General features: G+C 53.7%; 11 protein-coding genes. 4 read left to right on the plus strand and 7 right to left on the minus strand.

Annotation, left to right across the window (positions count from 1 at the left end; translation table 11 throughout):
• Window positions 1-6 precede the first annotated feature (6 nt).
• Window positions 7-3,054: a formate dehydrogenase-N subunit alpha gene (fdnG, locus tag MPHASIOC01_RS01010; RefSeq protein WP_353613763.1), complete on the minus strand. Its 3,048-nt coding sequence runs from the start codon at window positions 3,052-3,054 to the stop codon at window positions 7-9.
• A gap of 163 nt (window positions 3,055-3,217) precedes the next feature.
• Here fdnG and fdhD point away from each other — a divergent pair, with 163 nt between their 5' ends.
• Together fdhD and grxB are read left to right on the plus strand one after the other, a co-directional pair.
• Entirely contained in the window at window positions 3,218-4,051 is an 834-nt protein-coding gene (fdhD, locus tag MPHASIOC01_RS01015; RefSeq protein ID WP_064597596.1) for a formate dehydrogenase accessory sulfurtransferase FdhD, read from the plus strand.
• Between the two features lie 949 nt (window positions 4,052-5,000).
• Window positions 5,001-5,636, plus strand: a complete 636-nt coding sequence (gene grxB / locus MPHASIOC01_RS01020) for a glutaredoxin 2 (protein ID WP_064597599.1) — start codon at window positions 5,001-5,003, stop codon at window positions 5,634-5,636.
• A 57-nt stretch (window positions 5,637-5,693) separates the two neighbouring features.
• On the opposite strand, the gene rhaM is transcribed toward grxB, so the two are convergent.
• The 5 genes from rhaM to rhaB are packed head-to-tail and all read right to left on the minus strand — an operon-like array spanning window position 5,694 to window position 10,724.
• Entirely contained in the window at window positions 5,694-6,008 is a 315-nt protein-coding gene (gene rhaM, locus MPHASIOC01_RS01025) for an L-rhamnose mutarotase (RefSeq protein WP_064597601.1), read from the minus strand.
• Window positions 6,005-7,153 (minus strand): lactaldehyde reductase, encoded by a 1,149-nt coding sequence (gene fucO / locus MPHASIOC01_RS01030; protein ID WP_353613764.1) that lies wholly within the window; start codon window positions 7,151-7,153, stop codon window positions 6,005-6,007. Before fucO ends, rhaM begins: the two co-directional genes overlap by 4 nt.
• Window positions 7,154-7,164: 11 nt before the next feature.
• Window positions 7,165-7,989, minus strand: coding sequence for a rhamnulose-1-phosphate aldolase (rhaD, locus tag MPHASIOC01_RS01035; protein WP_064597605.1), 825 nt, complete (start codon window positions 7,987-7,989; stop codon window positions 7,165-7,167).
• 9 nt (window positions 7,990-7,998) lie between these two features.
• Complete coding sequence (gene rhaA, locus MPHASIOC01_RS01040) at window positions 7,999-9,255, minus strand: L-rhamnose isomerase (RefSeq protein WP_064597606.1); 1,257 nt, start codon at window positions 9,253-9,255, stop codon at window positions 7,999-8,001.
• Window positions 9,252-10,724 (minus strand): rhamnulokinase, encoded by a 1,473-nt coding sequence (gene rhaB / locus MPHASIOC01_RS01045; protein WP_064597609.1) that lies wholly within the window; start codon window positions 10,722-10,724, stop codon window positions 9,252-9,254. Before rhaB ends, rhaA begins: the two co-directional genes overlap by 4 nt.
• 303 nt (window positions 10,725-11,027) lie before the next feature.
• Between rhaB and rhaS the strand changes: the two genes are divergently transcribed.
• Together rhaS and rhaR are read left to right on the plus strand one after the other, a co-directional pair.
• Window positions 11,028-11,864, plus strand: coding sequence for an HTH-type transcriptional activator RhaS (gene rhaS, locus MPHASIOC01_RS01050; protein ID WP_064597611.1), 837 nt, complete (start codon window positions 11,028-11,030; stop codon window positions 11,862-11,864).
• Between the two features lie 72 nt (window positions 11,865-11,936).
• Window positions 11,937-12,767 carry an HTH-type transcriptional activator RhaR gene (gene rhaR / locus MPHASIOC01_RS01055; RefSeq protein WP_064597613.1) on the plus strand — a complete coding sequence of 277 codons (831 nt, stop codon included), beginning with the start codon at window positions 11,937-11,939 and terminating at the stop codon, window positions 12,765-12,767.
• A gap of 26 nt (window positions 12,768-12,793) precedes the next feature.
• Here rhaR and rhaT read toward each other — a convergent pair whose 3' ends face one another.
• Entirely contained in the window at window positions 12,794-13,828 is a 1,035-nt protein-coding gene (gene rhaT, locus MPHASIOC01_RS01060) for an L-rhamnose/proton symporter RhaT (RefSeq protein WP_353613765.1), read from the minus strand.
• Window positions 13,829-13,930 lie beyond the last annotated feature (102 nt).

Raw genomic sequence — 13,930 nt, forward strand, 5'->3', positions numbered from 1 at the left:
TCTCCGTTACACTTTTTCCACGTTGACCAGGAAGGTTTTGAACTCTGGCGTCTGGGTATTGGCATCGCCCACGAACGGCGTCAGTGTATTGGCAAGAAAGCCTTTACGTGCCACACCTTCGTAGCCCCAGTGAATCGGTACACCGATGGTGTCGATGTCTTTACCATCCACTTTGAGGGTGCGAATACGCTTGGTCACCACTGCTTTGGCTTTGATATAGCCACGGTTAGAGGAGACTTTCACCATATCGCCATGTGCAATTCCCAGCTTGTTCGCCAGCTTTTCACCAATTTCCACAAACTGTTCTGGCTGCGCGATAGCGTTAAGCAGGGCGTGCTTGGTCCAGTAGTGGAAGTGTTCCGTCAGGCGGTATGTGGTGCCGACATACGGGAACTTGTCGGCTTTCCCCATGGCGTCACGGTCGTCGTTAAACAGGCGCGCCGCCGGGTTGGAGACCACTTTCGGATGTAACGGGTTGGTGCCAATTGGCGTTTCAAAAGGTTCATAGTGTTCCGGGAACGGCCCTTCCGCCATTTTGTCGATGGCAAACAAGCGGCCCATGCCTTCCGGCTGCATGATGAACGGCCCGACACCACTGCCAGGTGCGGCTGTGCTGTAATCCGCGACATCCACGCCGCTCCATTTGGTACCATCCCATTTTAGTAACTGGCGTTTTGGATCCCACGGGTTGCCTTGCGGGTCTGCAGACGCACGGTTATAGAGAATGCGGCGGTTAAGCGGCCAGGCCCATGCCCAGCCCAGCGTATTCCCCAGCCCGGATGGGTCTGCGTTATCTCGGCGCGCCATCTGGTTACCTTCTGGCGTCCAGCTACCGGTGAATATCCAGCAACCGCTTGAGGTGGTGCCGTCATCACGCAGGTGGGCGAAGGTGGACAATTGCTGGCCTTTTTTCACCAGCACATTGCCTTTATCGTCAAGGATATCCGCCAGGGCTTTACCGTTGCTTTCCCGCGCCACTTCTTCGGTATCTGGCGCTTGTGGCGTAAGGTAATTCCAGGTCATGTTGAGCACTGGCTCAGGCACTGTACCGCCTTCACTGGCGTACATTTCGCGCAGGCGCAGATAAATACCGGCGAGGATTTCGCCATCATTCAGCGCTTCGCCTGGGGCATCTGCACCTTTCCAGTGCCACTGCAGCCAGCGGCCAGAGTTGACGATAGAGCCATTTTCTTCTGCAAAACAGGTGGATGGCAGGCGGAACACTTCGGTCTGAATAGTGGACGGGTCCACATCATTCGACTCGCCGTGGTTTTGCCAGAATGTCGCCGTTTCGGTGTTCAGTGGGTCGATAGTTATCAGGTATTTCAGCTTCGACAGCGATGCCACGACTTTGTTTTTATTCGGGAACGACGCCACCGGGTTAAAGCCCTGGCAAATATAGCCATTCACTTTCCCCTGATGCATCATCTCGAAATACTGCAACACGTCGTACATCTTGTCCCATTTGGGTAACCAGTCGAACCCCCAACTGTTTTCTTTGGTGGCGTGTTCCCCGAAGAAGGCTTTCATCATGGAGACGAAGAATTTCGGGTAGTTGCCCCAGTAGTTTACCTGGCCGGGCAGCGTGGGTTTGGGCGTGCTGGCTTGCAGGTAGGTTTCCAGGCTGGTCTGCTTCTCACTCGGCAACGAGAGGTAGCCCGGCAGGCTCTGCGACAGCAGCCCCAGGTCCGTCAGCCCCTGAATATTCGAGTGCCCGCGCAGGGCGTTAACCCCGCCACCTGCCATGCCCATATTCCCCAGTAGCAACTGGATCATCGCCATGGTGCGGATGTTCTGTGCGCCTACGGAGTGCTGTGTCCAGCCGAGGGCATACAGGAACGAGGTGGTTTTGTCTTTCGCACTGGTTTCGGCAAGGTATTCGCACACCTGCAGGAAATCTGCCCTGGGTGTCCCGCAGATATTTTCCACCATCTCTGGCGTATAGCGTGAGACGTGGGTTTTCAGCAGGTTCCAGACACAACGCGGGTGGCTTAACGTGGTATCGCGCTTCGCAAAGCCCTGGTCATCCAACTCGTAATGCCAGGTGGTTTTATCGTATTTGCGGGTTTGCTCGTCATAGCCTGAGAACAGACCATCTTCGAAGCTGAAATCTTCACGCACTATCAGGCTGGCGTTAGTGTAGGCTTCGACATACTCGCGGTTAATTTTGTTGTTGGTAATCAGGTACAGCAATACGCCTGACAAGAATGCGATGTCAGTACCGGAACGGATTGGCGTGTAAAAATCAGCGACAGACGCTGTACGGGTAAAACGCGGATCGATAACAATCAGCTTCGCGCCGTTGCGTATTTTGGCTTCCATCGCCCAGCGGAACCCAACCGGATGCGCTTCAGCGGCGTTGCCACCCATTACAACGACAAGATCGGCGTTCTTGATATCCACCCAGTGGTTGGTCATGGCACCACGACCAAACGTCGGAGCAAGACTTGCTACCGTTGGTCCGTGTCAGACACGCGCCTGGTTGTCGACCGCCAGCATACCCAGCGACCGGGAAAATTTTTGGGTTAGATAGCCCGATTCATTGCTTGAGGCGGATGCGCACAGCATGCCGGTGGTGAGCCAGCGGTTGACTGTGGTGCCCTCAGCATTCTGCGCGACAAAGTTGGCGTCGCGGTCTTCCTTCATTAGTTTGGCGATGCGCTCAAACGCTTCTGACCAGGAAATACGTTGCCACTTATCAGAACCTGGCGCGCGGTACTCCGGGTATTTCAGGCGGCTTTCACTGTGGATAAAATCCACCAGACCGGCACCTTTCGGGCACAGTGCGCCCCGGTTTACCGGGTGATCCGGATCCCCTTCGATATGGAAAATTGAGGATTTTGCATTTTTTGCGCCGTCGCCGAGGCTGTACATCAATAGCCCACAACCGACTGAACAATATGTGCAGGTATTGCGGGTTTCGCGGCTGCGCAGCAATTTATATTGCCGGGTCTCCGCTAACGCTTCACCTGGGGCAAACCCCAGTGCCGCAGCTGTTGTACCTGCCATACCGCCAGCGCAGATCTTAAAGAACTGCCTTCTGCTGACCTGCATGGTTTACTCCTTGTTCGACATTGTCACGGTTATTTTCTTTTTTGCGGTGTGTGCCGCAAAGGTTCACACTATGCGAATAGTTAAATATCCCTGTATCCATCAAGGATAGTCTGAAAAGAATATCATAATGTTGCTAAGGCTGTTTTATTACGGTTAATACAAAGTGAAAAGAGAACCGGTTGACTACTTAGAAAATGTGGCAGAGTGCTCATCTGCCAGACAAATCCCGCTATGGAAACGCAGTGATTTAACGCATGCGCAACCTGACTGGCTGGCAGAAGAAGTGCCGGTTGCACTGGTTTACAACGGTATTTCTCATGTTGTGATGATGGCTTCGCCAAAAGACCTGGAATTATTTGCCCTTGGTTTCTCTTTATCGGAAGGGATTGTTGAAACTTCACAGGAAATTTATGGCATGGAAGTTGTGCCATCCTGTAACGGCCTTGAAGTGCAAATTGAACTCTCCAGCCGCCGCTTTATGGGACTGAAAGAACGCCGCCGGGCGCTGGCCGGGCGCACTGGCTGTGGTGTGTGCGGTGTAGAGCAACTGAATGACATTGGCAAACCGATTACCCCGTTGCCTTTTACTCAAACCTTTGACCTGCGCTATCTGGATTCCGGGCTTGGCGGCCTGAAAACATTCCAGCCAGTGGGGCAGCTCACCGGTTGTACCCATGTTGCCGCATGGATGATGCCAGACGGCGTGCTTGCCGGTGGCCACGAAGATGTGGGCCGCCATGTGGCGCTGGATAAACTGTTGGGGCGTCGCAGCCGTGAGCACTGGCCGCAGGGTGCGGTGCTGGTGTCCAGCCGGGCCAGTTACGAGATGGTGCAAAAATCAGCTATGTGCGGTGTGGAGATTCTGTTCGCTGTTTCTGCCGCAACCACGCTGGCGGTTGAAGTGGCTGAACGTTGTAATCTGACGCTGGTGGGGTTCAGTAAGCCAGGGCGTGCTACGGTGTATACCCATCCGCAGCGGTTAGTTGCGGCGGAGTAATGAGTCTCGGGCTGGTGTGGTTATTTTGGTTCACTTGCAGTGGAACCAGCTGTTTCCGTTCACTTCCAGTGATGTGGTTAATGCGGCCTCACAGCCTGTGAACGGGCTAAAGGGGGCTCGCCCCCTTTGCAATCCCCGTTTTCGCGGGCAACCGGTGCTGCGCACTGCGTTCACCTCCGGGCAGTCAGCCTGCGGCCGGCTCGACTCGGCATCCTGCCTCGTTTCGCCTTATTCCGCCATCCGGGCGGAATAACCTTGTCTTCCTTTCTGCGGTTCACCGGTCTTACGCGAACTGTCCCCGCTGCAAGTAGCGGATTGTTTGTGTTGTGCTGAGTGGCTGTATGTTCTGTGCCTGGTATGTCTTTGTGTGTTTTTTGCTGGCAGATTACTGTTACTGCGGTGACTGTTCCGTTCACTTGCAGTGTGGTTGTTTCCATTCACTTGCAGTGTGTCAGTGTAGCGGGTTCCGTTCACCTGAAGTTAAGTGGCTAATGTGGCTTCACAGCCTGTGAACGGGCTAAAGGGGGCTCGCCCCCTTTGCAATCCCCGTTTTCGCGGGCGACCGGTGCTGCGCACTGCGTTCACCTCCGGGCAGTCAGCCTGCGGCCGGCTCGACTCGGCATCCATGCCTCGTTTCGCCTTATTCCGCCGTCCGGGCGGAATAACCTTGTCTTCCTTTCTGCGGTTCACCGGTCTTACGCGAACTGTCCCCGCTGCAAGTAGCGGGGCTTTTTGTGTTGTGCTGAGTGGCTGTATGTTCTGTGCCTGGTGGCAACAGCAAGTCTGCCAGCACAGTATTGCTATTCGCCGGTTGCGTTGCGTTCTTCATCCCCTTTACATCTCCCTGCTTCCTGCCCCACAATGGTTAGATTGCTAATTGATTCTTGTTTGCGTTCTGTCTCCAGGGCCTTGCCGGCCATACACCTGATTCTGTTTTGTGAGGCGAGTTATGAAGCTTTTTATTTACCAACATTGCCCGTTTTGTTTGCGTGCGCAGATGATTGTCGGGCTGAAAAGTTTGCCCGTCGATATCGATATCATTATGGAAGGCGATGCTGAAACCCCAACCCGTATGGTAGGGCGCAAGGTGGTGCCCATTTTGCAAAAAGAAGATGGCAGTTATATGCCGGAAAGTATGGATATTGTGCACTATCTTGACAGCAAACAGGCACCTCTGGTGGCAACGGGAACAGTAGATGCGGCGATAGAAGCCTGGTGCAAACAGGTATCAAAAAGCGCGTTTAACCTTGCTGTGCCGCGTTTTACTAAGGGTGATTTTGCCGAGCTGGCAACGCCACAAGCTCGTGAGGCTTACCGCCTGCGTGAAGAAAAAGCATTTGGCGACCTGGAGCAACTGATTGCCGATACGCCCGCGTTACTGGCAGATGTAGAGCCTCAACTGGCGGCACTGGAGCCACTGGTTGCCGAACGCGACACTATTGATATTACTGATTTTATTTTGTTCCCGGTATTGCGCAGCCTGACTATTGTCAAAAATATCCACTTTGGTGACCAGGTGCAGGCTTACCTGGCGCGTATTGCGGGGGCAACCGGTGTAAGCCTGCTGACTGAGCAGGCCATGTAATAGCGCAACGCAACCAGGCTGCAACACTGTGCGGCCTGGTTGTTATCACCTGAACACTCAGGGCAAATAAAATACCGGTTTGAGTGTATCGCTTAACGGGCTGTTATCTGAGTGAGTTGGCATTACATCCCGCATATACTTCCACCACCGCTGGCAAACCTCAGTTTGTGCAACAGCGTCCCAACGTTCTTCTGATTCAATCTCTACTGTGGCAAACAGGAGATGGCGCTCAGCGTCGAGATAAATAGCATAGTGATGAGCACCGTGCTGTTTAAGAACCGCTTCCAGCTCAGGCCAAATCGGCGAATGGCGGTGTTGATACTCTTCATGTGCATCGGGGTTCACCTGCATAACAAATGCTTTACGGATCATAATGCCTCCAGATAAAGCGCCCGCACTTCTTCTCGTGTCGCGGTGCGTGGGTTACACGGCGCACAAGGGTCTGCCAGAGCTTTATCCAGCCAGCCTTCTATATCTTCCTGAGTCACACCCAGTTTGCTGAACCCGGTGGGAATGCCGACACGGGCTGACAGTTCGCGAATCGCTTCTATCGCTTTCTCACTGGCTAACTCCTGGCTCATTCCCTGCGTATTCACACCCATGGCTTCGGCGACGCGCGCAAAACGGGCTACGGCAGCCGGACGGTTAAAGTTTTCAATAACAGGCAGCAGAATTGCATTACATACACCGTGTGGCAGGTCGTGGGTTGCGCCTGGCTGGTGGGCCAGTGCATGTACCAGCCCCAGCCCGGCGCTGTTGAATGCCATGCCCGCCAGATACTGGCCATAAGCCATCATTTCGCGGGCTTCCAGGTCTTTGCCGTTATCAACCGCTTTTGGCAACCAGGTACTGATCAGGCGAATCGCTTCCAGCGCATTGGCGTCTGTCAGTGGGTGTGCGCCAATCGACACATAGGCTTCAATGGCGTGGGTCAGCGCATCCATCCCGGTAGCGGCGGTAACCGATGCCGGAATGTTGAGCATCACGCTGGCGTCATCGACAGCGATATCCGGAATGATATTCGGGTCGATAATCACTTCTTTGACTTTGCGTTCACTGTTGATGATCACTGCGTTGCTGGTCATTTCAGCGGCGGTGCCAGCGGTGGTGTTGATCGCCACCAGGTGAACACCCGGGTTTTTCACTTTGCCTACCCCGGAATAATTGGTCGAAGGTGCCGGGTTAGCGGTTAAGATCTTGATGGCTTTGGCGGTATCAATTGGGCTGCCGCCGCCAAAGGCGATGATAAAATTACATTTTGCGTCCCGGAACGCCTTAAAGCCTTGTTGTACCAGTGCTTCTGTTGGGTTGGGGAACACCGCATCGAATAAATGGTATTCCATGTTGTGGTGTTTCATGGCAGCGAACAGGGAATCGAGCAGACCCAGTGTCACCAGTTGCCCGTCAGTGACTATCAGCGCTTTACCCCACTGTTTTCCTGACACCATATGAACCATATCCCCAATCGCACCTGCGCCATGCAGACTGATTTTGGGTAATGCCAGCATAAAACTCATGATAGTGCTCCTTACGCATTAAGGGCTTCAGCCATTGGCGTGACGCCAAAGCGTTTGCCAAGGGCTATCAGTTGTTCTGTGGTGATGGTTTGTTTCATTCCGCCCATCGACAATACTTTCACCAGAACCTGGGAAGATTTCTCTGCGGTATCTATCAAACCGAACGCTTCGTCTAAGTCAGGCCCGGTACCGAAGACACCGTGGTGCGGCCACAGTACCAGGCTGTGAGATTTCATTTGTTCTGCGGTGGCGCTACCAATGCCATCGGTGCCTGGCACCATCCAGGGCACAATGCCAATGCCGTTCGGGAACACCACCAGGCATTCCGTGCTGCCTTCCCACAATTTGCGGGTGAAGCTGGCAGCATTGAGTGGCAGAACATAAGTCAGGGCAATCAGGTTAGTGGCGTGGCAATGCATGATTACCCGGTCGCGGTCGCCTGAAAGCTGTTTACGCACGGCATGAGATTGCAGGTGCGCGGCCAGTTCAGAAGTGGGCAGGCCGCCTTCACTCAGGCCCCAGTGAATGTGGTAAGCCATGCCGTCATCAGTAATGCGCAGCAGCACCAGGTTTGCGGCTGGGTCAATCTGCACATTACGGAAGAATTTGCCGGAGCCGGTGACCAGGAACCAGCATCCTGCCAGTTCTTTCGCGGGCTGAGTCAGTTCTTCGCAGCGTGGCTCTGCATAGAAGTCATTGCGATAAGGTTCCACATCTGCGGCGTCCACACGCAGGCTGATATTGCCGCCATTACGCTCATCCCAGCCTTTGAGCCACATATCACTGGTGGCTTTAACCATTCCGGTCACAAACCAGGAAGAAAGAATAGATTGCATGTGAACTCCTTAGCGTTGACGTAAAACGTCGTTTTCATAATGGCGAACGGTGGTGAGCCAGGAGGCATCAGCCGGGGTATCGTGTTGCTGGCAATAACGTTCCCAGACGGCCTGCCATGGCAGTGATTTTTGCTCTTCGAGCAGCGCCAGGCGTGCTGTATAGTCGCCTTCCAGCTCTAGCTGGCGCAGTTTTGCGGTAGGTTCCAGTAAGGCGCGCAACAGGGCTTTTTTCATATTGCGGGTGCCAATCACCCAGGCGGCGATACGGTTAATCGAGGCATCAAAGAAATCGAGACCAATGTGTACGCGGTCGAACAAGTTGTTGCGCACAATTTCACTGGCGATGGCCTGGGTTTCATCATCGAGCAGCACAACGTGGTCGCTGTCCCAGCGTACCGGGCGGCTGACGTGCAGCAACAGGCGCGGCACATACAACATGGCGGCGGAGATTTTGTCGGAGATAACTTCGGTTGGGTGGAAGTGGCCGGCATCCAGGCACAGTGCCGTCTGGCGACTGGTGGCGTAACCCATGTAGAACTCGCTGGAACCTACGGTGTAGCTTTCTGCGCCAATACCGAACAGTTTGCTTTCTACCGCGTCGATATGGTGAGCCGGGTTGAGTTTTTCGCTGATGATTTCATCCAGCGCGGCCAGTAAACGCTGGCGCGGGGCGAGGCGGTCTACCGTGATGTCTTTCATACCATCCGGGATCCAGATATTCATCACAGAGGGTGTGCCCAACTGTTCGCCAAAATAGGCGGAAATACGGCGGCTGGCTTTGCAGTGATCAATCCAGAACTGGCGGATTTTGTCGTCCGGGTGGGACAGCGTGAAGCCATCGGCACTCAGCGGGTGCGAAAAGCAGGTGGGATTAAAATCCAGCCCCAGTTTTTGCGCTTTCGCCCAGTTCACCCAGTTGGCGAAATGTTCTGGTTTTATCTCATCGCGTTCAACAGGTGTTGCTGATTCCAGATAAATAGCGTGCAGATTCAGGCGCTTTGGCCCGGGGATCAGGCTCATCGCTTGTTCTAAATCGGCCCGTAATTCTGCGGCGGTGCGTGCTTTCCCCGGGTAATTACCGGTGGCCTGAATGCCGCCAGTCAGCGCGCCTTCCGGGTTTTCAAAACCCACGACATCATCGCCCTGCCAGCAGTGCATGGAAACAGGCAGGCGGTCCAGTTGTTGCAGGGCTTTCTCAGCATCCACACCCGCTGCGGCAAAGCGTTGTTTTGCCAGTTCCCAGGCTTGATCAAGTTGAGTGCTCATGCGCAAAGCTCCTTATTCGGTTGAAGTTGTTGTGGAAACTGCGCGACATAGCGGGCAATTTCACTGTCTGAATCGGGTTGGAAATGGGTAAGTGGTTGGCTGCTGAACACCACATAGCGGAAGTCATCGACATCGTGGATGTCATCCAGCGCCATGAGCTGGCAGCCGATATTGCCCAGAGTCGAGGCTTCAGTTGGGCCTGCGATAACAGGTATGCCGCAGGCGTCAGCACAAAGCTGGTTAAGGAAATGGTTCTGGCTGCCACCGCCAACAATATGCAGTGCATCGAACGGGCGATTGCGCAGATTGGCCAGTTCACGCAGGGTGTCTGCGTAGAGCAACGCCAGGCTGTCAAAAATGCAGCGCGCCAGTTGAGCATCATCTTCAGGAATTGCCTGGTGGGTTTCCCGGCAGGCGGCCTGAATTTCCCGCCCCATATTGTCCGGGTTGATAAAACGGTCATCGTTGGGGTTAATCAGCGAGCGGCAGGCGGGGAGCGCTTTTGCCCGCTCAATCAGGTCTGGTAAATCAGTGACCTGGTATTCACGGCAGACACGTTGCAGTAACCACAGGCCCATAATGTTTTTCAGCACCCGGTAGCGCCCTTCAGCGCCGCCTTCATTGGTGATGTTCGCGGCCAGTGCCGCCGGGTTGGTCCAGGGACGACGGCTTTCAAAGCCCATCAGAGACCAGGTGCCAGACGAAATCCAGGCGGCGTTTTTGCTTTGCAGGGGCACAGCAAGTACGGCGCTGGCAGTATCATGGGTTGCGACAGAAACCAGTGGAATACGTTTCCCTTCGCGGCATACCCAGTGGCCAATCAGGTTGCCGGGGTGGGTGGGGGCGCCAAACCAGTGGGCTGGCACGCCTGCCCAGCCCAGCAGTTCCTGGTCCCAGTTATCGGTGTTGATATTCACCAGCTGTGTGGTTGTGGCGTTGGTGTATTCCCAGTTGAGGTTGCCGGTAAGGCGAAACGCCAGGTAATCGGGGATCAACAAGGCATGGGCTACCTGCCCCTGCAGTTCCGGTTGTTGTTCAGCCAGTGCTCTTAGTTGGTACAGCGTATTGAATGGCAGAAACTGGATGCCGGTTTTGCGGTAGATAACCTCTTTACCCAGCGTGTGAAATGCTCCGGCCATCACGCCATCTGTGCGGCTGTCACGGTAGGAAACCGGCAGGCCAACTCGCTGGCCGTTGGCGTCAATCAGGACAAAATCCACGCCCCAGGTATCAATGCCAATGCTGTCTACGGTAATGCCGTGGTCGCAGACTTGTTGCAGGCCTGTGCGAATTTCCTGTTCCAGCTTATCCACATCCCAGGTATCAAAGCCGTCAACCGTTTTCAGGCAATTAGCGAAGCGGTGAATTTCTGTTAACGCTATCTGGCGCTGAATGTTGTCGTAGGTTGCCAGCATTACCCGGCCACTTGAGGCGCCCAGGTCAACCGCGACGCAATGGCGAATCGTCATGTTGGGTATCCTTTCTGAAGTTGATACCCGCCAGTCTACGGAGTGGCTGCCTTTGCCACCTTTTTACCAATGACAACGGAAAATTGGGGCTGGCAAACAGATAAAGTTGAACGTGAGGCACTTCACAGTTTGCTGTTTAACCGTGAAAAGTATGTGGTGTGATGCTTTCCACAGTTTCAAAGAATACCCGCTGTTTCTTGAAAAAATGGCGCAGAACTGCGTTTTTCACGTCAAAAACTTAAGGTGACAACCGCAGTGCTTATCTACTATCAGTCCACACTTAACTCCGTGTGGGAGGTAATGATGACGGTATTACATAGCGTTGATTTTTTCCCATCGAAGGGGGCTTCAGTTGCCATTGAACCCCGGCTTCCACAGGTGGCGTTTCCGGAACATCACCATGATTTCTGTGAAATTGTGATTGTTGAGCATGGAACTGGCACTCATATTTTTAATGGTCAGCCTTATACCCTGAGTGGTGGTTCTGTGTGTTTTGTGCGCGAGCATGACCGGCATTTATACGAACATACAGAAAATCTGTTTCTGACCAATGTGTTGTACCGTTCTCCTGGCGGGTTCAGTTTTTTATCCGGTCTGGAAAAGCTGTTGCCGCAGGAACAGGATGGCTTTTATCCCTCGCACTGGCGCGTCAGCCAGAACGTGTTACAGCAAATAAAACCCTTATTGAACCAACTGGAACTTGCAGGTGATAACCCCGAAATTAACGCCGTTGCCTGCAGAGAAATGGCATTTATGCAACTGCTGGTTTTGTTACGCCAGGGCAGCCTTGCCCAGAATCACCCCAGCCCGGACGGCCGGGTGGACCAGCTACTAAGCTGGCTGGAGCAGCACTTTGCTGAAGATGTTTGTTGGGATGTGCTCGCAGAGCAGCATGCGCTTTCATTACGTACATTGCACCGCCAGCTTAAACAGCGCACCGGGTTAACTCCCCAGCGCTATCTGAACCGCCTGCGGTTGATCAAAGCGCGCCATTTATTGCGCCACTCGGAAGACAGCATTACCAATATTGCCTACCAGTGCGGGTTTGGTGACAGTAACCATTTTTCGACGCTGTTTAAACGCGAGTTCACCTGGTCGCCACGGGATATTCGCCTGGGGCGCGACACACAACTGCAGTAACGCGAAGATTATCACCGATTTTTTAGTAGGAAGCATCAATAATGCCTGTTGCGTGATAACCGGAGCGGTACTGTGTCCTGCCATTTGATCCTGAAAAAAAATGATTTTTTCACTTCCGCTACTCAGCCTGTCGTAGTGGCGGACCGCTATCCGCAAAATGTCTTTGCCGAACATACCCATGAATTTTGCGAACTGGTGCTGGTGTGGCGTGGTAATGGGCTGCATGTGCTTAACGACCGGCCTTATCGCATTACGTGTGGAGACTTGTTTTATGTCCGGGCGCAGGACCGGCACAGCTATGAAGTGGTGAACGACCTGGTGTTACACAATGTGATTTATTGCCCGGAACGGCTCACGCTGAATGTGAACTGGGATGAATTACTTTCGGGTGAGAACACCACTTGTTCTGATCCGCGCTGGCGGCTGGACAGCCAGGGGATGGCCCTGGCAAAACCACTGATTGACCACCTGGAAAATGAAACCTTGCGCCAGGAAGACAGCCTTTCCGGCTATGCCGTAGAGAGTTTGTTTTTGCAATTACTGGTAACGCTGAAACGCCACCGTTACCAGCCAACACAAACTCCAGGCTCGGGGGAAAACCTCGATTTCCTGATGGCGGCACTGGGCCAGAGCCTGGATTCGCCATTTGATCTGGCCGAGTTTTGTGGCCGCCACCAGTTATCTGAACGGGCGCTGCGCCAGTTATTTCGCCAGCGCACCGGCATGAGTATCAGCCAGTATTTACGCCAGCAGCGCCTGTGCCACGCACAATATTTATTACGGAATACGGAGTTGTTAATCAGTGATATTGCCACACGTTGTGGTTTTGAAGACAGTAACTACTTTTCCGTGGTTTTCACGCGAGAAACAGGCATGACGCCACGGTTGTGGCGCCAGCGTTAAGTTTGCGGCAGGGCCGGATATTCGCTTTATTGCGCCATACCCAGGCCCACAATATTGGCAGCGATAATAATTACCACACAACCCACACTCAGCACACCCACCGGGCGGCGGCCCGCATTGTTCCACTCTTTGAGCACCAGCCCGACCAAACCACCACATAGCACATAGAAGCTCATATGCAGCATCCAGCTCATATAGTCGTACTGTGCCGGGATGCGGGCGTGGCCCCAGGCATAGAAGAAGAACTGCAGGTACCACATTAATCCACCCAGCATGGAAAGTAATACGTTGGTGATAATCAGTGGCTTAGCCAGTGAGAAATCAGCTTTGACAGAGAGGTCTTTCACTTTTGCCAGACGAACAAAACAGAAGCCAAGGTTCACTACTGCACCGCCGCCCATGATGATGACATAGCTTGGCAGAGCCGTGTACAACGGATCAATGCCTAATGCCGCCGCGGCTTCGTGCATCGGTTTGGCGGCATCCATGGCGAATGACATCCCGGCAGAGAATATCCCGCACATTACGGCGAGGATCAGGCCTTTTTTCAGGTTAAAGTCTTCCGCTTTGATACCCATTTTGCGTTCTTTTAACTGGCCTGCACGGGTCACGATAGCAACGCCAATCACAGCGACCAGAACGCCTGCCAGCGTCATTCGGCCGCCTTCAGTCCCAATCAACACCTCAAATTTGCCATTGAGAATGGGCGTCATTAGCGTACCGACAATCAGCGTAATACCGATGGCGATTCCTATCCCCATCGACATCCCGAGGTAACGCATTGTCAGGCCATAGTTAATGTTCCCGATGCCCCACATTGCGCCGAACAGGAATACAGGCAGCAGTGTCGACAGGCTGAATGAACTGTAATAAGCCCAGAAGTGAGGCAACAAAATGGCGCTGACCAGCCAGGGCAGCACAATCCATGAAACTATCCCGCCGACCGACCACATGGTTTCCCATGACCAGTTTTTTACTTTCTTAAAAGGGGCGTAAAAGCAGGCCGCGCTGGCTGCGCCAACCAGATGCCATAAAATCCCCATGGTAATGGCGTCATTCATCCTCAAACCCTCGTTGTTATTGAATGCCGGGCGCGTAAATGCACCTGATACTGGCGAGTGTATGGGGCGGCGTCATTACGAACCTTCAGGCAAATGACGCAG

This window comes from Mangrovibacter phragmitis (genome assembly GCF_040429585.1).
GTDB lineage: Bacteria > Pseudomonadota > Gammaproteobacteria > Enterobacterales > Enterobacteriaceae > Mangrovibacter > Mangrovibacter phragmitis.